A 19,150-nucleotide genomic window follows, 5' to 3' on the forward strand; every position below is an offset into this window, starting at 1 on the left:
CAATCGATCTTATGAATACGCGCATTACATGTCAGAAACAGGATTTGTCCATGCCACCACGAAACTGAATGCAGGCCTTTAGTCCTCAAAAGCCTGTTCCATGCTTATCCACAGGAAAATCTATTGTTAGCCTCACCACATATCCATCGGGCTTAAAAATTTATGCCGTGCAGATACAATACACACAATGTGAATATGTTTGCAAACAATTTGATTTTATCCTATAAAAAATAGAGCCATGCTTGTTCACTATGAAAACTACGACAAATGGTTCATCTTTGACATTGAGAAGAATATGAGAATAGAGGATCTGTTCAGCTTCACAGTCCTTTATTACAAGGTATCTTATGAGCTTATGCTGTCTCAGGATGAAATTAATAAGAAAAGGGCGAAAAAACATCATATTAAACACGAAAAAGACTGGCTATTTCGAAGCATCGAACACGTGAGTTTACGTTATGATACGCTTTATGGTAAGCGTGTGTCATTTTTTTCAGAAGGTTTCATAAATCAAGTCAGAGATATGCCTGTATTGGCAGACCTTACCCACATTTATCAGGCAAAAGCTGAACTATTTGAATCGTTTAAAAACTTTTGCATCTTTTATATTTCAACAGAACTTAATGATTATCGATAAAAACCAATTTCATTATGTACAGGACATTAAAAATTACATCTACCCAAAAGCTGGTTCAGGAAACAAAAGTTCAGATTCGTATGAGTCATGAATTGAGTGTTTACCTGCAGGTGGTGATAGAAGATTATCGGGGTATTGTGGATATCAGGTACCTCGATTGCACTTTCTCCATCATCGACAATAAAGGCAAGGTATATCATCAGGAAAAACTGAACCTTCCTGAAAAGCTTATTAGCCAAATCATCCAGCTTTTGCGAAAAAGTCATACAGAAGAAGAAATTATCCTTCACTGCATTGATGAAGAGGAAATTAAATTGTAAAATTTGTATATTATCGAAAAAATCAGGTTGGATATGCATCAGCCCAACGCCCTATCCGATGCATGGGAACACTATAAAATCTTGAAACAAAAATCTGAACAAGGCGATGTAGAATCCTTTAAAGACATACTTGGCAAAATTCAATTGCTGCAAATCCCAGCCACCGAAACTCAGTTTTACGAAGCCTGCGCCTGGTCGGTTGGTAAACTGGTTTATACACTCACCAAACAAAACGTGGAAACCTCCGCTTGGGTGTATCCTTTTTTTGAGTGTATACGAAATATACCTTTCCCAAAACCATCTGCGAGCTACTCTTTCCTGTTTAAGAGCTTCTTTAACATTATAAAAGATACTCCATTTTATTTGGAATTTGCCGATTGGTGGGGATTAGATTATTTCCTGCCAGAAGATTATCAACCGGTTGTTCTTCCTCAATACACGATTCAACCTCTCGCCTACCGGGCTTATATGCGTTATAGCAAGCTCCTGCTTCAGGAGTTGCACATGAGTGGAACGGTGCGACGCGATGACTTTCGCATACATGAATTTCAATCCAGGCTCGATCAGCTACTACAGCAATATCCGAATTACGATTTTCTGTATTATTACAAAACCCGGTTTCTTTTGTTTCAGGGAAATATGCAACAGGCATGGGATACCTTCATACCCTTTGCCAGAAAGAAAAAGAAAGATTTCTGGGTATGGCAGCTCCTGGCCGAGCTTAGTCAAGATGATGATATACAGTTTGCTTGTTATTGCAAAGCTTTATCGCTGGGAACAAGAGACGATTATCTGGTACGTGTACGAACGGCATTTGTAGAAAGGTTAATAGCCAGGGGTATGTTTGCGGAAGCGAAAAAAGAAATTGAAAAGCTTGTACGTACGTATGAGCAACAAAACTGGAAGATACCTCAACAAATACAAAATCATACCAAACAAGAATGGTTTCAACGAAGCTACCCAGAAGTGCATCCTGAACAGCTTTACAGGCAATATGCACCAAAAGCCGATGAAGTGCTCTATTTCGATTTACCAGAGCAAATTGTGTATGTCAATCATTTGAATCCAGAAAAAGGAGTAATCGGATTTATTCGCGACAAGTCGTGCCACGGATTTTTTTATGTTGGCGAAGCAAAGGCGCGAGAGTTTCACCTGGGCGATGCCCTGCGTGTCCGATTTCATGAACAAGCCAAGCAATCATTTTATCAATGGGTATCCTTATTTCCGGCACCCGGTCATGATTACCCCGATAGCTTTTGCAAGTCTTTTACAGGCAATTTGCACCTGCATGCATCTGGCCGTTATGGCTTTGTGAATGATGTTTACATCGATGCTTCTCTTTTGAAATCTCATCTATCAAACAAACAAAAACTAACGGGCCGGGCCATTCTCTTTTATCAACAACACAAAAACAAATGGAGCTGGATAGCTATAAGCGTAGAAGCGATTGAAAAGTGATCCATCGGGTACGTACTTAAACTTTCTCATCTTTTTTTCAACTGAAATATTCCACATCTTTGCAGTAAGTAAATAATGTCTGGTACTATGCCCACCATTCTGGTGATAGACGATGAAAAAGCTATTCGCAAAACCTTGCATGATATTCTCAGTTACGAGGGATATCAGGTAGAAGAAGCCGCAGATGGCGAACAGGGTTTAACCATGTTTAAAAACAAAACCTACGACGCGGTGTTGTGCGATATCAAAATGCCGAAAATAGATGGCATAGAGTGGCTAAGCAAGGCAAGAGAAATCAATCCCGATGTACCCATCATCATGATTTCCGGACATGGCAACATTGAAACTGCCGTGGATGCCGTTAAAAAAGGCGCTTTTGACTATATTGCCAAACCCCCTGATTTAAACCGGCTGCTGATTACCCTGCGCAATGCACTCGATAAAACCTCGCTGGTGGCCGAAACACGTGTTTTGCGCAAGAAAGTTTACAATCTGCAGGAAATGATTGGTGAATCGGCGGCTATGCAGAAAATCAAGGAAACGATTGATAAAGTCGCGCCCACAGAGGCACGGGTGCTGATTACCGGTGAAAATGGTGTAGGCAAAGAGCTGGTCGCTCGCTGGATTCACGAAAAAAGCCATCGGGCCAAAGGTCCCATGGTGGAGGTGAATTGTGCCGCTATTCCTTCTGAACTCATTGAAAGTGAATTGTTCGGACACGAAAAGGGTTCCTTTACATCGGCTATCAAACAACGCATTGGTAAATTTGAACAGGCTCATGGAGGTACATTGTTTCTGGATGAAATTGGAGATATGAGCCTCGACGCACAGGCCAAGGTGCTCCGTGCCTTGCAGGAAGGAAAAATCACACGCGTGGGTGGCGATAAGGATATTCAGGTGGATGTACGGGTGATTGCAGCTACCAATAAAAACCTGCTTCAGGAGGTGGAAGCCAAAAGATTTCGGCTCGACCTCTATCATCGCCTGAGCGTAGTGATCATACATGTACCTTCACTCAATGAACGCAAGGAAGATATTCCACTGCTGGCCGATTATTTCCTGGAAGAGATTTGCAAGGATTATGGCATCTTCAAAAAAAAGATAGAACCCAAAGCGATTCAGCTGCTGCAGGAAATGGAATGGACAGGCAATATCCGCGAGCTTCGCAATGTGATAGAAAGATTGATTATCTTCTCCGATAAAACCATTACGGCACAGCACGTGATGGATTATGTGATGCCCTTCAAGGAAAGCAAACAAAAAAATTAATCAGCTGCGAATAGCCACTACCGGATCCAGCCGGGCAGCATGGTACGCCGGAATGTAACCGGCTATGATACCCGTTAAAACGGAAACAATTATACCCGTGAAGAAATTGCCTGCAGATAAAAACACCGTATAGCTGAAAAAACCCGAGGCAAGCCTGGTACCTATATACACCAGAAAAATTCCCATCAACCCTCCGATCAGACAAAGGATAACCGATTCCATCAAAAACTCACCCAGGATGGTGCCCCGACGTGCGCCAATAGCTTTCTTGATTCCAATGATATTGGTGCGTTCCTTTACGGATACAAACATTATATTGGCAATTCCAAATGCACCTACTATCAGGGCAAAAATACCGATAAACCAACCGCCGGTATTGATGCTCCCAAACAACTGATTGAGTGTGCCACTCACGGCGCTGATTTCATTCAAGGAAAAATTGTCCTCATCTGTTGGGCGCAGCCTGCGAACAGCCCGCATATCACCCCGCAACTCTTCCTTCAGCGCATCCAAAGCCACGCCGGGAGCGGCTTCTACCATAAACACAGGATCCTGATCCTTAACAATGGTGCGCGCCGTGAAATAGGGAATAAACACAGAATTATCAAAGTCAAATGCATTGATAAAACTGCTGCCATATTTTTGTAACACACCAATAACACGCAATTCCTTGTTTTTGATGCGCACATATTTGCCTATTGCATCACTGGCATTGCTGAATAATCCTTCCCATATGTTGGCTCCCAGAATCACCACTGGCGAAGCGCCTGTGCCTTCATAAGGAGTGAAATACCGGCCCTGCTCAAAATTCAGATCAATAATCTGATTAAACTGTTGCGTAACGCCCTGCAGCGTGACACCACTCATGTAGCTATCACCGTAATCTACTTCCTGATCACCGGCACTGAAAGCATAACACATCGCCGATGCACCATTCACACGTTTTTCTAATTCCTTGTACTCCTGAAAAGTAGGCTCAGGCCAATTCACATATTTCCACCAGGGATATTCCCCACCCCCGCCCCAGGGCCATTTCTGGATGTATATCACATTGCTACCCAGTGATTGCACTTCCTGACGAATGTTGTATTCCAGGCTGCCCGTAATGGTAAGAACGGCGATGATACAAAAAATACCTACCGTAACACCCAGCAGGGAAAGAAAAGTGCGCAACCTGTTGACCTTTAATTCTTCAATGGTCATCCACAGGCTGTTAGCAAAAATCTGCAAGCTTTGGCGCATATCACAAATTTAAGCGGAATCGTAACCATGCATGGATATTTTTCATAAAAAGTACAAACAGTCGATCAACGGACGCTGCAGTGGATGGATGGTATAAGAAAAATATTTCCCCTACGTTGTCGTTCAAAAATAGACCCGCACAGAAAATGAGTAAATAGATGAAGGAAAGAAAAATCATCATTATCTTTCGAATTCCGAGAGGCAGACCTGCTGAGAGCTGGCCTGGTTAAGTATTTTTATTCGTTAACCCGCTGAAACCAAAGCTACATCATCACCATGCCGAAAAAAAATCCTGTCACGATTTACGATCTTGCCCGCGAACTGGGCATATCGCCATCTACTGTTTCCCGAGCCTTGCACGACAATCCGGTGATCAGTGCAGAAGTCCGAAAGCAGGTGCAGGCATTGGCAAAAAAGCTGAAATACCGGCAAAACACCATTGCGGCCAGCTTGCGGATGAACCGGACGCATTGCATTGGCATCATTGTGCCCCGCATTAATCGCCATTTTTTCGCCACTGTAATCAGCGGCATGCAGGATGAAGCGCAGGAGCATGGCTACACCATCCTGATCGGCCAGACCAATGAACGGATTGAACGAGAACACATGCAACTCAATGCCATGATTTCAAGCCGCGTGGATGGTATCATGGTATCACCCACCATGTACACGACCAATTTCTCGGCTTTTGCCCAATGCAAAGCGCATCACATTCCGCTGTTGTTTTTTGATCGCACACCTCAGCATGGACATCATCATCGCGTGGTGGGTGATGATTTTCAGGGTGGATGGTTAGCCACTCAACATCTCATTGAGCAAGGTTACCGGCGCATTGCGCATTTTTGCGGAAAGCTGAGTGCCAGCATCTATCAACAGCGGCTGGCAGGCTATCGGGCTGCTCTTCAACAGTTTGGCCTGCCTTTTCACAAACGCTGGGTTATAGAACATGAACTAACAGCCGAATCCACCCCTCAGGCTATTGAAAAATTTTTACGGCTGGACCCTCAGCCCGATGCTATTTTCATCGCCAATGATACCAGCGCGCTGCATAGCATCAAACTCTTACAGGCCCGTGGCATTCGAATTCCAGACGAGATTGGCATTGTGGGTTATTCCAACGACCCGGCCGGAGAGCTTATCAGCCCTTCCCTTTCTACCATCGACCAAAAAGGATACCTGCTGGGACGCACTGCCCTGCAAACCATGCTGGACCTCATCAAGCATCGCGACAGAAAACGAGCACCTTCGCCCATCACCATCACCATTCCCGTGGAACTCATTGTACGAAATTCATCCGTCAGGCAAGCCCGGTAAGCCGTCAGGCATTCAGTATCCGAGAATCTTCAGCATGCTCTTGGAGCTTTGCTCCTTGGCATATAGCCAGTCCACCAGCTTGCCATTGCGGTCATATTCAATGACCACATGTTTGGGAGAAGGAATCAGGCAATGTTTGATACCTCCATATCCGCTAAGCTGATCCTGATAGGCTCCGGTATGAAAGAAGCCTACATAAAGCGGTTCATGATTATCGAGCTTGGGAAGAAACACTTGATTAATGTGTTCTTCGGAAGTATAAAAATCATGGCTGTCGCAGGTCAGTCCCCCTAAATTCACCTGTTGATATTCCGAATCCCATTTGTTGATGGGCAGCATCAGAAACTTTTCTCCAATACCCCAGGTATCAGGCAATGTGGTAATAAACGAACTATCAATCATGTACCAGATTTCACGATCATTCTGCAGCTTCTCGCCCAGCACACTGTAAATCATGGCACCGCTTTCACCAACCGTGTAGGAACCAAATTCGGTGTAAATATCGGGTGTAGGCACGCGGCTGCGCTTGCAAGCTTTTTTGATATTCATCACAATCTGGTTCACCATGTACTCATAATCATATTCAAATGCCAGGGAATGCTTGATGGGAAAGCCTCCGCCGATATTAAGCGAATCCAGTTCGGGACAAATCTTCTTCAGCTGGCAATAAATGTTCAGCACTTTGTTCAGCTCACTCCAGTAATAAATATCGTCCTTGATACCCTTGTTCAGGAAAAAATGTATCATCTTGAGCTGAAATTTCGGATTGCCCTTGATTTTATCCACATAAAATTCCAGCACATCTTTGGAACGAATGCCCAGGCGAGAGGTATAGAAATCAAACGTTGGCTCTTCTTCTGCTGCTATGCGAATACCTATTTTCACCGGTTCACGGGTGCGCACCAGCTTGCGGTAATCATCCAGTTCCGCTTTATTGTCCAGCACCGGAATGACATTTTTGAAACCATTGTTGATGAGTCGGGCAATGGCGCGGGTATAGGACTTTGTCTTATATCCATTGCAGATGATGATGGTATCTTTGGTGATTTTCTTTCGCTCGTACAGCTTGCGGATAATCTCCAGGTCATAGGTATAAGATGTTTCCAGATGCACTCCATGCTTAAGCGTTTCCTCCACAATAAAAGAGAAATGTGAGCTCTTTGTGCAATAGCAATAGTAATAGTTGCCCTGGTAGCGGTGCCTTTTCATGGCTTCCCTGAACATGCGCTTGGCTTTCTGGATTTGCATGCCGATCTTGGGCAGGAAGGTGATTTTCATGGGCGTTCCATACTTGTCGATCAAGGCTTTCAGGTTCACCCCGTTGAAGTACAAATAATTGTCTTTGATTTCAAATCCTTCCTGCGGAAATTCAAATGTTTGCCGGACGAGGTCGGTGTATGTGTTGTTCATTTAACCCAAAAGGTAATTGAAGTGAACAAATAAAATCCCAAATACATATGAAGTTTGGTTAACAAGATCGAATGCAATGCGTTCCGGGCAAATTTTCAAATAACAGGTTGCAAAAGTACATAAATGAAAAAATCAAGCATCCGGTTTAAAGAATTTTTTCACATGATTGTAAGGGTTCATTCCCTGACGTTAACCGAACGGTTGGCTACGATTCCTGAAAAATTAACCACGTGGGGATAAAAACCCTGTTAAAGGCAGCCCAACTCTGGTTTTTTATAGTATTTTAGGGGCTTGAAGCAGGCTTCTGCTCTTGTTTATCGCATCTGCACGATCATATCCATGAACAAGCCGGTAGGGGTGGTCACGTTCAAAATGTATGAAGTTATTGCGCAGCGTATTTACTTTTTTTCTTTTTACTACCTGCATTCTATGGGGTGCCTTTTCCCTGAGCGGCCAGGTAAAAGTGGATTCATTGCTCAGGCTGCTTTCTGCCCATCCCCAGCAAGATAGCCTGCGTGTGAATCTTCAACTGCAGGTAGCCCGGGCTTATCTGACCAGCGATCCCGGGTTAGCCGAATATTTCGCTTCCAGTGCGGCTGAACTTTCCCAGACACTTGCCTACATGCCGGGACTCACAGAAGCGCAGATGATCCGCGCTTTTCTGTTCATGCAACGCCAACAGTATGAGCAGGCATTGGCACTTTATCTTAACACGCTGGCTGTTGCTGAAAACAATCAGGATAACTTTCATGCTGCCCGCATCCAGGAGCAACTGGGCGATCTTTACGCCCGACTGGGCATTGATTCGCTGGCTTTAAACGCTTATCAACGTGCCTACTCCCTGCAGCAACGCCTGCGCGATACCGCAAGCCTTATACATCTGTCAGGCGCTCTGGGTAATATCCGCATCCGACAACTGGCGCAAAAGCCCCCTTCCCTGCGCGATTTCTCCCAGGTATTCGAACTCTTCAACCAGGAATTTATACTGGCTTCTGCCAAAAATGATTCTACAGGCATTGCCGATGCGTTGGACAACATGGGTTATATCTACCTGATGCAGGGACAATACGACAAAGCCACATGGAATTTCTCAACGGCTTTCGATATATTCCAGCGCCTGCATTTACCCCAACGCATAGCCCGTCTCTCCTACGAAATAGGCGCTTTGTTGCTGGCACAGGGAAAATATGATGATGCTGAAAAACAGCTGCAAAATGCCTATCAAATGGCTTCCGAACAGCACGATCCCTTTCTGCTCATGAACAGTTGCCTGAAACTGGCCCTGGTGAAAGCTATCAAAAACATGCCCGATGAAGCCATATTTTACCAAAACCGCTATGAACAACTGCGCGATAGCCTCAACAGCCTGCAACAAAGCAAAACCATTGCAGAATTATTGGGTCAGTACAGAAGCCAGAAAAATGAAAGTCTCATCGTTAGCCTGCGTGAGCAACAACAAGTACAGCAACACATCATCCGCCGCCAGCTCTATTGGGTGATTACCATTGGCTGCATCCTGCTGCTGATAGCCATTATTGCCGTTTTGCTATGGCGAGACAATCAGCTTCGCAAAAAACATTTCGAAGAACTTCAGCAAAAAAATCAAAGCATCGAAACCACCCGCAACGAACTCGAACAAAAAAACAAAGAGCTGGAAAAGCTCAACAAAATCAAAGACCGCATCCTGTCGGTTATTTCCCATGATATCCGGAATCCGCTTGCCAGCATGGAAATGATGCTGGAACTGATGAAAACCGGCAGCCTGTCATTGGAAGAAATTGCCAATGTGACTTCCAGCCTTTCGGAAAGCCTGGCTGAAACCAATAATTTTCTGACCAACATCCTGGAATGGTCCAAGAGCCAAATGCATGGGATTCAACCAAAACCCACCCTGATAAAAGTGAAAGATATTGTACTGGAAAACATACGCTTCTGCCAGTGGCAAGCCGAGAAGAAAAAAATCCAGATCCGATATGATGTGCCTGAAAGGCTGCAGGTTTATGCCGACCGGGAAATGCTGCGCATCATCCTGCGCAATATCACTACCAATGCCATCAAATTTACCCACGAAAACGGACATATTTTCATTGGTGCGGAAAAGCTGAATGGGATGGTGAAAATCTGGATCAAAGACGACGGCGTGGGCATCAAGCCTGCTGATCGGCCCAAGGTATTTGGCATGGAAAACTTTTCATCCCGTGGTACGGCCAATGAAATTGGTACAGGGCTGGGACTTGTCTTATGCAAAGAAATGGTAGAAAGCCATGGTGGCTCAATCTGGTTTGAGAGTGAAGAAAATAAAGGCACTACTTTTTATTTTACCCTTCCGGCACAACCCAAGCCAGCCACGGAAGAAGGATAATTTCATCATTCGGCCTATTTTATCGATCCGGCAGGATTTTGCGGATAATGAGCAGCCAGAAGTGCCTGTGATGCCTCATTTTTCCTGTATTTTTGAGCTCAAACCTAACTTGTATGGCAAGTTCCTCCAACGAACGTCCCCAACCCGATGCATTGATAGCAGAGATTGTTCATTATGTGCTCCATACCGAAATCAGCAGCGATTTGGCGTGGCACACAGCCCATTATTGTTTACTGGATAGCATCGGATGCGCACTGGAAGCACTTAACTACCCCGCCTGTACCAAACTGCTGGGACCCATTGTACCTGGAACCATCGTGCCTCATGGCGCACGTGTACCCGGTACTTCATATCAGCTGGATCCCGTGCAGGCTGCCTTTACGCTTGGGTCCATGATCCGCTGGCTCGACTTCAACGATACCTGGCTGGCTGCCGAGTGGGGTCATCCATCCGATAATCTGGGTGGCATCCTGGCTGTGGCCGACTGGCTGTCGCGCACAGCCTTGGCTCAACATAAAACACCCCTGCTGATAAAAGACGTGCTGGATGCCATGATCCGCGCCCATGAAATCCAGGGCGTCCTGGCGCTGGAAAATGCCTTCAACCAGGTGGGGCTTGATCATGTAATCCTGGTAAAACTGGCCACCACAGCCGTAACCGGAAAATTGCTCGGACTGAGCGAGGAAGAACTGATGAATGCTGTTTCCCATGTATTTGTTGACGGACATCCGCTGCGCACCTACCGCCATGCGCCCAACACCGGAAGCCGCAAATCCTGGGCTGCCGGCGATGCCACTGCCCGCGGCGTACGCCTGGCATTGATTGCCCGTACTGGCGAAATGGGCTACCCTGGGGCCATCACCACGCCCCAATGGGGTTTTCAGGATGCCGTGATGCGCGGCCAACCCCTAAAGCTGGCTCGCCCCTTCGGTAGTTATGTGATGGAAAATGTGTTGTTCAAAATATCCTATCCGGCCGAATTCCACGCCCAGACCGCCGTGGAAGCCGCCATGCAGCTGCACCGGCAACTTCAGCAAATGGGTAAATCAGCTGACGACATTGCCCATATCCGCATCCGTACACATCGGGCAGCTATCCGTATTATCGATAAAAAAGGCCCTCTGCACAATCCGGCCGACCGCGATCACTGCCTGCAATACATGATTGCAATTCCATTGCTGTTTGGTCGCCTCAATGCAGAAGATTATGAAGATGAAACAGCCCGCGATCCCCGCATTGATGCATTACGTGCCAAAATGGAAACCGAAGAGGATCCGGGATTCACAAGTGATTATTATGATCCCGACAAAAGAGCCATTGCCAATGCACTCACCATCACCCTGCACGACGGCACTACTCTGCCAGAAGTAGTTATAGAATATCCCATCGGGCACAGACGAAGACGGGAGGAAGGCATTCCTTTGCTGGTTGAAAAATTTAAGCGGCATGTAAGCCATCGTTTTGCAGAAAAACAACAACAGCAAATCCTTGCCCATTCTTTGGATTACGAACGGCTCATCCACATGCCGGTACATGAATGGGTAGATTTGTTTGTGGCTTGATCAGGGTCCGAAACGTTCACCTCCAAAACTGATTTTACCGGAAGCAATATCAGTGTAAAACTGCTGCATCAGATAAAATGCTTCCTTTTTCACACCCCGGTCACTCACCAACCCTTTTCGGTTCCAGCCATCCTGGTAAAAAGGCAACAGGCGTTTGGGCGACCGGAAATCTTTTAGTATCCAGGGTGTAGTGCCCCGCAGGAAGGGGATGGTTTTCAGCAAACGAATATCTTCATCCAACACCCGATATTGAAATTCTTCCGTCCAGCGTTGGGTGCTGTCGCCATGATATCCCTGAAGGGCTCCGGCACCAAATTCACTCATGATGAGCGGTTTCTGGTAAATGCTGGCAAAACGGGCACCTGCATCAGCCGAAGGGCCATACCAGCCGGGATAAATATTGCATCCCAATACATCCAGATATTGCCCCAGGGGATCATCAAGCCAGGATGTATCGTTGCGGACATGGCTGATTTGCAGAGCCGCCGAAATCAACCTCGTGCTATCCAGGGCCCTGGCCTGCTCTACCAGCGCTTTCATAAATTTCAGCCGCTCAGCTGTGCGGGGCGTTTCATTACCCACAGACCAGATGATAATATTGGCGCGGTTTTTATCCCGGGTAATCTCTTCGGTGAGTTGCTGCTTTGCATTGGCCAATGTGCCGGGATTGGTCCAGTCAATTGTCCAGTAAACGGGTATTTCTGACCATACCAAGAGACCCATTTTTTCCGCTTCTCTGATCATAGCTTCATTGTGCGGATAATGAGCCAGCCGTACATAGTTACAACCCAACTCCTTTGCCCATTGCAGTAAAATATGGTCCTGTGCTGCACTGTAGGCCCGCCCGCCTCCAAATGGAGCTTCCTCATGAATACTGACTCCCCTCAGGAATACGGATTTCCCGTTCAACAGAATATCGTTCCCCTTCACTTCAATGGTACGGAAGCCCACCTCATCGCCCAGGGTGTCGTTGCCGGCGGTCCATACAAGCCTGTACAAACGCGGATGCTCAGGCGACCAAAGCTCCATATTGGCCGGTGCCTGAAAAGAAAAATAGGCACGCCCTTGTACATCGGTCGTAAAACTGCGGCTGAAGCGCCATTCGGGAATTTGCAACTGCACAGATGCCCGGGCTGCCTGCGGACCATTGAGCTGTACCCATCCGCTGATCTGCCGGCTGCGGAGATCATCCAGATGGATGAAATAATCCTGGATAAACGTTTCCGGCGTTTCAATTAAACATACATCGCGCGTGAGCCCACCGTAATTCCACCAGTCAAAATTATTGGTGGGCACGCCTTCCTTATGGCGGGTATTATCAACCATCACTACAATAAAGTTATTTCCGTTGCGCAGTTGGCCGGTTACTTCCATATTGAACGGCGTGAAACCACCTACATGTTCGCCAATGATTTTGCCATTCAAAGCCACCACGGCATGATAATTGGCCGCGCCGAAATACAGAAATACCCGCCTGCCGGATTGGGGATGATAGACAAAATCGCGTTCATACCACACCGTGCCTTCGTAATAAAACAGCTTCGCATCCTGTGTATTCCAATCGCCCGGGACCTGCAGGGCCGGCGATGTTTCAAAATTGTATTCCACCAGTTGGTCGGGGTGTTCCGCATGTTGATTCAGAAAATATCCCCTGGTAGTCTGTCTGTACCGGTAATCAATATATCCCGTCTGATACGGATCCACGATGTAATGCCAGGATCCATTGAGTGTGATCGTATGTCTGTAAGGAACATCCGTAATCAACGGAGCCAGCAGTGTATCGGTCTGTGCCCTTGCCGGTAAAACAGCCATGCACAAGCCAACCGAAACAAACAACCAATGAAATATTTTTGCTTTCATCGCGCTTTGCAGTTTTTACCTGGTCAAACTTAGGCTTTTTTCTTCCTGACTGAAAGGAAAATCTCCGCAAACGTTTCCGATCGTCGCCGGATAGGTTTCCACCTGAACATCCTAACTTTGCAGGTCAATATTTGCACATGAACAGGGTGAGGGTTACGCGTGTTTTTCATTTTGAAGCTGCTCATGCATTGTATGGATATGACGGCAAATGCAGGCATATTCACGGGCATGGATATGAACTGCATGTGACGCTTATGGGAGAGCCCCTGCAGGATCCGTCGCATCCCAAGCAAGGCATGGTGATGGATTTTGGCGATATCAAGCAATGCATCCAGCAGCATATCATTGAACAGTTTGACCATGCCCTGCTGCTATGCAAGCATACTCCTTTCATTGAGCTGGCCGATGCCCTGCAACAGCATACCGATAGGATTGTGTGGCTTGATTATACACCAACCTGTGAAAATCTGGTGATTGACTTCGCCCGGCGAATCCAGTCGGTGCTTCCGGCTCACGTGCAGCTGCATCATCTTACCCTGTACGAAACGCCCTCTTCCTATGCCAGCTGGTATGCCGAAGATCAGCCTGCATAAACAATATTCACATCCATCTCACAATCTTCACCGGTTTCATGCATAAGTAATCAAACTAACTTACCTTGCAGGTATGGAACAAGCTTACCTCGATTTGCTGCGTTATATTTTAGACCAGGGTGTACCCAAAAATGATCGTACAGGTGTGGGAACACGCAGCATATTCGGCTATCAGATGCGGTTTGATCTGCAAAAAGGCTTCCCTTTGCTGACCACCAAAAAAATGCATCTAAAGTCTATCATTTACGAGCTGCTGTGGTTTTTGCGAGGCGACACCAATATTCATTATCTGCACGAACATGGGGTTACCATCTGGGATGAATGGGCTGATGAAAACGGAGAGCTGGGACCGGTGTATGGCAAACAATGGCGCAGTTGGCCTGCAGCCGATGGAAGTAGTGTTGATCAGATTGCCCAGGCAGTAAAATTATTGAAACAGGATCCCGATTCGCGCCGCATCATAGTGAGTGCCTGGAATGTGGCCGATCTGCCGAAGATGGCCCTGAGTCCCTGTCATTGCCTGTTTCAGTTTTATACACGATGGGATGAAAAATCAGGAAAAAGAATATTGAGCTGCCAGCTCTATCAGCGCAGTGGCGATGTGTTTCTGGGTGTGCCTTTCAACATAGCATCGTATGCACTGTTGACGATGATGATGGCTCAAGTATGTGATATGATTCCGGGTGAATTCATTCACACTTTTGGCGATGTGCATTTATACAACAATCATGTGGAACAAGCCAGGGAGCAACTTTCCCGCCAGCCTTTTGATCCGCCTATCATGCAGCTCAATCCGGAAGTAAAAGATATTTTTTCCTTCCGGTATGAAGATTTTCAATTGCTGCATTATCAGTGCCATCCGGCCATTAAAGCACCTGTTGCCGTATGAATCAAGATGCCGCCCATTTATTTCCCTTTCGCATTTCTGCTATTGTAGCTGCTACACGTGGCAATGTGATTGGCAAAGACAATGTGATGCCCTGGCATCTGCCTGCTGATCTCAAATATTTCAAGCAAACAACCTGGGGAAAACCGCTGATCATGGGCCGGAAAACATTCGAATCCATGGGCGGAAAAGCCTTGCCCGGCCGACCGCATATCGTCATTACCCGACAAATGCAGTGGTCGGCTCCCGATGTAGAAGTCGTACACAATCTATCCGATGCTTTCCGTGCAGCTGCTAAATACCAAACCAGCGAAGTGTTTGTAACGGGTGGAGCCGATATCTTCCAACAGGCCTGGGCCTACCTCCAACGGATTTACCTGACCCGTATCCATGCGGATATTGAAGGCAACCGTTATTTCCCACATATTGATCCCCATGAATGGCAGCTGATCCGTGAACAATATCACGAAGCGGATGAAAAAAACCCTTATGCCATGAGCTTTCAGGTCTGGGAAAGAAAAAGATAAGGTTTTCGGGTAAATGCATCCCAAACTGAATCCTGCATCTTACAACTCAGGAAACAGGCTCGGAGGTATGGTGAATCTCGGCATAAAAATCAAACTGAATCTCGGGATGATTTTGCATTTCAGTTTGCAAAAACCATTCTGACTGAGCCATGTAAACCCATCGGCCATCCTTGTCTTTCGCTACCTGATTTTGCTTGAAACGAATGAAAGCCTCAATATCTTTTTCATCACCCCGCAACCAACAGGCTTTGTAAAAAGGAAGCGGCACAAATGCACAGGATGCACCATATTCATGCAACAAACGATATTGAATCACTTCAAACTGCAACTCTCCCACACAACCAATGATCTTGCGATTGCCTTGTGGCTGAATAAAAAGCTGTGCCACACCTTCATCTGTAAGCTGGCGAATACCTTTTTCCAGCTGTTTGGTTTTCATGGGATCTTTGTTCACCAACTCTTTGAATATTTCAGGAGAAAAACTGGGGATACCGGTAAAATAAAAATCCTCACCTTCTGTAAGGGTATCGCCAATTTTAAAATTGCCCGTATCAAACAAACCCACCACATCGCCCGGATAAGCATCTTCCACCACATTTTTTTCCTGAGCCAGAAAACTGTAAGGATTGCTGAAGCGCAAATTGCGCTGCAAGCGCACATGATGATAAAACTTATTGCGTTCAAATTTTCCGGAACAAATCCGTAAAAATGCAATCCGATCCCGATGTTTAGGATCCAGATTTGCATGAATCTTAAACACAAATCCCGTCATCTTTTCTTCTTCAGGTTGTACCACGCGTTCGCTGGTCATGCGTGGCTGCGGAGGCGGAGCAATTTCAATAAAAGTATCGAGCAATTCCTTGACACCAAAATTATTCAATGCACTGCCAAAAAACACGGGAGCCAACTGACCTTTCAGATATGCTTCTTTTGAAAACGGATCATACACGCCTTCTATCAAAGCAACATCTTCACGCAATTGGCGCAAATCTGATTCGGGCAACAAAGCTTCAAGCCTCGAATCATTTACATCTTGTACATAAATACGATCATCATCACTTGCTTTTTCATGTGGGTGAAATAATAAAACGCTATGATCGAAGATGTGATAAACGCCTTTAAACTCGCGTCCCATATTGATAGGCCAACTCAACGGTCTTACTCGAATTGCAAGCAAAGATTCCAGTTCATCCAGCAAATCAAATGGGGGTCGTCCTTCCCGATCCAGTTTGTTGATAAAAACAATAACCGGTGTGTTGCGCATGCGACATACTTCCATCAAGCGTTTGGTTTGCTCCTCTACTCCTTTGACACTATCAATCACCAGTATGACACTATCTACAGCTGTAAGAGTACGATACGTATCTTCTGCAAAATCTTTATGCCCGGGTGTATCCAGCAAATTGATGAGCTTGCCTTTGTAAGCAAACGTCATCACCGATGTGGCCACTGAAATGCCGCGCTGGCGCTCAATTTCCATAAAATCGGAAGTAGCATGTTTTTTAATTTTATTCGATTTTACCGCACCAGCCGTTTGAATAGCACCCCCAAACAACAGCAACTTTTCGGTGAGTGTAGTTTTCCCGGCATCGGGGTGTGAAATAATGGCAAATGTGCGCCGACGCTGAATTTCAGTTAATAAATCCGACATGCTTTATTTGCATTTGCAAAAGCCGCAAAGTTAATATTTCATCTTCAATCTGTTTTTTTATCCTTTGCTATTCCAAATGGCCACATAAAACATATGCCATTACGACGTTTTTATTTATATAAAACCGACTAATTGTCAGACAATTAATCATTCTGCATACAAATTTTCAGTTTCAAGTATGCGGCACAGTTTTTCATCAATAACAGATGAAAACAAAATTGAAAAACCTAAAAAACAAAAGGCTATGTCACTGATTAAATGGAATGAATCCGATGTATTTCCGAGCTTTTCTCAATTGCTCGATGAATTCTTCGGCGATGACTGGTTTCGGGGTGTGCAAACCGGTACACGCGTTCCCGCAGTAAACATTCATGAAACCAACACCAGCTATGAACTGGAACTGGCTGCGCCGGGATTGAAGAAATCCGATTTCAAAATCAGTGTAGATGGCGATGTGCTGACCATTTCCGCAGAGAAAAAAGAAGAAAAAGAAGAAAAGCATAGAAAAGTAACCCGGCGGGAATTCAACTTCACTTCTTTCAGCCGCTCGTTTACACTGCCGGATAGCGTGGATGCCGACAAAATCAAGGCATCGTATGAAGATGGGGTGCTGAAGCTGGAACTCCCGAAAAAGGAAATCGCCGTAAAGCAAGCCCCCAAAGAAATTTCGGTTGAATAATGCATTCAACCAGTAAGGGCGTCATAAGGGGGCAGAAGGGTTCTGCCCCTTTATTTTTCCATCTGAAAAAAATCGTACCGTGGCTAAAAAAGATTATTACTCGATTTTGGGTGTATCGCGATCGGCAACTGAGGATGAAATCAAAAAGGCTTATCGCAAGCTGGCCATCAAATATCATCCGGATAAAAATCCGGGCAATAAGGAAGCTGAGGAAAAATTCAAAGAAATCAACGAAGCGTATGAAGTGCTGAGCGATCCGGAGAAGCGAAAAAAATATGACCAGTTTGGCGATCAATGGCAATATGCCGATCAATTTGCTGGCCAGCAAGGGAAAACTTATAGCTGGGGTAGCCCGGGAAGTGGACAAACCTTTTACTATGAAGGCGATATCGAGGATCTGTTTGGTGATGCCGGACTGGGCGGCATATTTGAACATCTGTTCGGACATAGAAGAGGAGCTGGATCCCGTACCCGTACACGCGCAGGATCAGCCAGGGGAGCCGATTTGCAGGCCAGCATGACCTTGAGCTTCGACGAAGCTTATCATGGCACGGAACGTCTCATTGAAGTGAATGGCCAAAAGATGCGCATCAAGCTGAAGCCAGGCGTGTACGACGGGATGCAAATCCGCATCACAGGTAAAGGCCAGCCTGGCGTAGGCGGGGGACCTGCTGGAGATTTGTACATCACCCTGCATGTGTTGCCGCATCATCAGTTCATCCGGGACGGCAACGACCTGAAACAAACCATCACCATTCCCTTCTGGGATGCTTTGCTGGGTGCCAAGAAAGAAGTGGCTACGCCTTCCGGTAAAATTTTACTGACCATACCCCCGGGCACGACCCATGGATCAATCCTGCGCATCCGTGGCAAAGGCATGCCCGTGTATAACCAGCCCGGCCAGTTTGGCGATATGCTGGTGGAAGTGCATCTGTGGATGCCCACCCGGCTCACCGAAGAACAACGCAGAGCCGTGGAGCAAATGAAACAAACATTTGAACATGCAAAAGTGTAAACTTATGAATACCTTAAGCCCGGTAGCATACGATTATCAGGATATCTTGCACCGCCTGATCGAAAATGAAATCGAAATGCAATTATGGAAACGACGCATGTATCTGGCATACTGGCTGCAACGGATGGAGCTATGCATGCAAGATGAGATAGAATCGCTGATTGATCAAACCAAACGCATTTTACTGCTGGCTGGTGAATATCCTGATGATCATATTCATGCAGTGTTTGTAGATGAACAAGGTCGTTTGATGCGCAGCTGGATGATGTCGAGTGAAGCCTTCCAACTGCTCATCCATCACCTGCCCGTGAAAGATACGCGCACAGCGCGTTTTCTGCTCTACTGGATTCGTCATCACCTATAAA

Annotated in this window: 17 protein-coding genes; 13 read left to right on the forward strand and 4 right to left on the reverse strand. The window is 46.0% G+C overall.

All coding sequences use genetic code 11. The features are described from left to right. Positions 1–238: 238 nt before the first annotated feature. From BM367_RS01555 to BM367_RS01570, 4 genes are all read left to right on the forward strand, one after another. Positions 239–637, forward strand: coding sequence for a hypothetical protein (locus BM367_RS01555; RefSeq protein WP_092456756.1), 399 nt, complete (start codon positions 239–241; stop codon positions 635–637). 14 nt (positions 638–651) lie between these two features. After that, the gene (locus BM367_RS01560; protein WP_092456759.1) at positions 652–957 is read left to right on the forward strand and encodes a hypothetical protein; all 306 of its coding nucleotides are present in this window, start codon (positions 652–654) and stop codon (positions 955–957) included. A 33-nt stretch (positions 958–990) separates the two neighbouring features. Next, positions 991–2,415 carry a DUF7017 domain-containing protein gene (locus BM367_RS01565; RefSeq protein ID WP_092456762.1) on the forward strand — a complete coding sequence of 475 codons (1,425 nt, stop codon included), beginning with the start codon at positions 991–993 and terminating at the stop codon, positions 2,413–2,415. Positions 2,416–2,502: 87 nt separating this feature from the next. Further along, entirely contained in the window at positions 2,503–3,684 is a 1,182-nt protein-coding gene (locus BM367_RS01570) for a sigma-54-dependent transcriptional regulator (RefSeq protein ID WP_092456765.1), read from the forward strand. Here the strand turns inward: BM367_RS01570 and BM367_RS01575 are convergent, their stop codons facing one another. Further along, positions 3,685–4,926: an ABC transporter permease gene (locus BM367_RS01575; protein ID WP_092456767.1), complete on the reverse strand. Its 1,242-nt coding sequence runs from the start codon at positions 4,924–4,926 to the stop codon at positions 3,685–3,687. 276 nt (positions 4,927–5,202) lie between these two features. Here BM367_RS01575 and BM367_RS01580 point away from each other — a divergent pair, with 276 nt between their 5' ends. After that, on the forward strand, positions 5,203–6,240 hold the full coding sequence (locus tag BM367_RS01580; RefSeq protein ID WP_092456770.1) for a LacI family DNA-binding transcriptional regulator: 1,038 nt from the start codon (positions 5,203–5,205) through the stop codon (positions 6,238–6,240). 12 nt (positions 6,241–6,252) lie between these two features. Here BM367_RS01580 and BM367_RS01585 read toward each other — a convergent pair whose 3' ends face one another. Then, positions 6,253–7,650, reverse strand: a complete 1,398-nt coding sequence (locus tag BM367_RS01585) for a type III PLP-dependent enzyme domain-containing protein (protein WP_092456773.1) — start codon at positions 7,648–7,650, stop codon at positions 6,253–6,255. A 376-nt stretch (positions 7,651–8,026) separates the two neighbouring features. On the opposite strand from BM367_RS01585, the gene BM367_RS01590 reads away from it, so the two are divergent. Both BM367_RS01590 and BM367_RS01595 read left to right on the forward strand, forming a co-directional pair. Then, the gene (locus tag BM367_RS01590; protein ID WP_092456776.1) at positions 8,027–10,012 is read left to right on the forward strand and encodes an ATP-binding protein; all 1,986 of its coding nucleotides are present in this window, start codon (positions 8,027–8,029) and stop codon (positions 10,010–10,012) included. Between the two features lie 113 nt (positions 10,013–10,125). Next, complete coding sequence (locus BM367_RS01595) at positions 10,126–11,574, forward strand: bifunctional 2-methylcitrate dehydratase/aconitate hydratase (RefSeq protein WP_092456779.1); 1,449 nt, start codon at positions 10,126–10,128, stop codon at positions 11,572–11,574. Here the strand turns inward: BM367_RS01595 and BM367_RS01600 are convergent, their stop codons facing one another. Next, positions 11,575–13,434 (reverse strand): glycoside hydrolase family 2 protein, encoded by a 1,860-nt coding sequence (locus tag BM367_RS01600; RefSeq protein WP_092456782.1) that lies wholly within the window; start codon positions 13,432–13,434, stop codon positions 11,575–11,577. A 137-nt stretch (positions 13,435–13,571) separates the two neighbouring features. Here BM367_RS01600 and BM367_RS01605 point away from each other — a divergent pair, with 137 nt between their 5' ends. The 3 genes from BM367_RS01605 to BM367_RS01615 all read left to right on the forward strand — a co-directional run bounded on the left by BM367_RS01605 (position 13,572) and on the right by BM367_RS01615 (position 15,440). Beyond that, positions 13,572–14,027, forward strand: a complete 456-nt coding sequence (locus tag BM367_RS01605; protein ID WP_092456785.1) for a 6-pyruvoyl trahydropterin synthase family protein — start codon at positions 13,572–13,574, stop codon at positions 14,025–14,027. Positions 14,028–14,100: 73 nt separating this feature from the next. Further along, positions 14,101–14,916 (forward strand): thymidylate synthase, encoded by an 816-nt coding sequence (locus BM367_RS01610; protein ID WP_092456788.1) that lies wholly within the window; start codon positions 14,101–14,103, stop codon positions 14,914–14,916. Then, positions 14,913–15,440 carry a dihydrofolate reductase gene (locus tag BM367_RS01615; RefSeq protein ID WP_092456791.1) on the forward strand — a complete coding sequence of 176 codons (528 nt, stop codon included), beginning with the start codon at positions 14,913–14,915 and terminating at the stop codon, positions 15,438–15,440. Before BM367_RS01610 ends, BM367_RS01615 begins: the two co-directional genes overlap by 4 nt. 46 nt (positions 15,441–15,486) lie before the next feature. Here BM367_RS01615 and BM367_RS01620 read toward each other — a convergent pair whose 3' ends face one another. After that, complete coding sequence (locus BM367_RS01620) at positions 15,487–17,091, reverse strand: peptide chain release factor 3 (RefSeq protein ID WP_092456793.1); 1,605 nt, start codon at positions 17,089–17,091, stop codon at positions 15,487–15,489. Positions 17,092–17,335: 244 nt separating this feature from the next. Here BM367_RS01620 and BM367_RS01625 point away from each other — a divergent pair, with 244 nt between their 5' ends. From BM367_RS01625 to BM367_RS01635, 3 genes are all read left to right on the forward strand, one after another. After that, positions 17,336–17,770: an Hsp20/alpha crystallin family protein gene (locus BM367_RS01625; RefSeq protein WP_092460862.1), complete on the forward strand. Its 435-nt coding sequence runs from the start codon at positions 17,336–17,338 to the stop codon at positions 17,768–17,770. A gap of 79 nt (positions 17,771–17,849) precedes the next feature. Continuing rightward, entirely contained in the window at positions 17,850–18,785 is a 936-nt protein-coding gene (locus BM367_RS01630) for a DnaJ C-terminal domain-containing protein (protein WP_092456796.1), read from the forward strand. Positions 18,786–18,789: 4 nt separating this feature from the next. Continuing rightward, positions 18,790–19,149 (forward strand): hypothetical protein, encoded by a 360-nt coding sequence (locus BM367_RS01635; RefSeq protein WP_092456799.1) that lies wholly within the window; start codon positions 18,790–18,792, stop codon positions 19,147–19,149. The last annotated feature ends 1 nt before the right edge of the window (position 19,150 follow it).

The sequence above is a fragment of the Thermoflavifilum thermophilum genome, assembly GCF_900116565.1.
GTDB classification, from domain to species: Bacteria; Bacteroidota; Bacteroidia; order Chitinophagales; family Chitinophagaceae; genus Thermoflavifilum; species Thermoflavifilum thermophilum.

Excerpts from the sequence above, each read along its gene's own strand:
- BM367_RS01620 (WP_092456793.1), bottom strand. The coding sequence starts at position 17,091 with ATGTCGGATTTATTAACTGAAATTCAGCGTCGGCGCACATTTGCCATT.
- BM367_RS01560 (WP_092456759.1), top strand. The coding sequence starts at position 652 with ATGTACAGGACATTAAAAATTACATCTACCCAAAAGCTGGTTCAGGAA.
- BM367_RS01590 (WP_092456776.1), top strand. The coding sequence starts at position 8,027 with ATGAAGTTATTGCGCAGCGTATTTACTTTTTTTCTTTTTACTACCTGC.
- BM367_RS01580 (WP_092456770.1), top strand. The coding sequence starts at position 5,203 with ATGCCGAAAAAAAATCCTGTCACGATTTACGATCTTGCCCGCGAACTG.
- BM367_RS01615 (WP_092456791.1), top strand. The coding sequence starts at position 14,913 with ATGAATCAAGATGCCGCCCATTTATTTCCCTTTCGCATTTCTGCTATT.
- BM367_RS01635 (WP_092456799.1), top strand. The coding sequence starts at position 18,790 with ATGAATACCTTAAGCCCGGTAGCATACGATTATCAGGATATCTTGCAC.
- BM367_RS01555 (WP_092456756.1), top strand. The coding sequence starts at position 239 with ATGCTTGTTCACTATGAAAACTACGACAAATGGTTCATCTTTGACATT.
- BM367_RS01605 (WP_092456785.1), top strand. The coding sequence starts at position 13,572 with ATGAACAGGGTGAGGGTTACGCGTGTTTTTCATTTTGAAGCTGCTCAT.
- BM367_RS01610 (WP_092456788.1), top strand. The coding sequence starts at position 14,101 with ATGGAACAAGCTTACCTCGATTTGCTGCGTTATATTTTAGACCAGGGT.
- BM367_RS01625 (WP_092460862.1), top strand. The coding sequence starts at position 17,336 with ATGTCACTGATTAAATGGAATGAATCCGATGTATTTCCGAGCTTTTCT.
- BM367_RS01585 (WP_092456773.1), bottom strand. The coding sequence starts at position 7,650 with ATGAACAACACATACACCGACCTCGTCCGGCAAACATTTGAATTTCCG.
- BM367_RS01565 (WP_092456762.1), top strand. The coding sequence starts at position 991 with ATGCATCAGCCCAACGCCCTATCCGATGCATGGGAACACTATAAAATC.
- BM367_RS01570 (WP_092456765.1), top strand. The coding sequence starts at position 2,503 with ATGCCCACCATTCTGGTGATAGACGATGAAAAAGCTATTCGCAAAACC.
- BM367_RS01600 (WP_092456782.1), bottom strand. The coding sequence starts at position 13,434 with ATGAAAGCAAAAATATTTCATTGGTTGTTTGTTTCGGTTGGCTTGTGC.
- BM367_RS01595 (WP_092456779.1), top strand. The coding sequence starts at position 10,126 with ATGGCAAGTTCCTCCAACGAACGTCCCCAACCCGATGCATTGATAGCA.
- BM367_RS01575 (WP_092456767.1), bottom strand. The coding sequence starts at position 4,926 with ATGCGCCAAAGCTTGCAGATTTTTGCTAACAGCCTGTGGATGACCATT.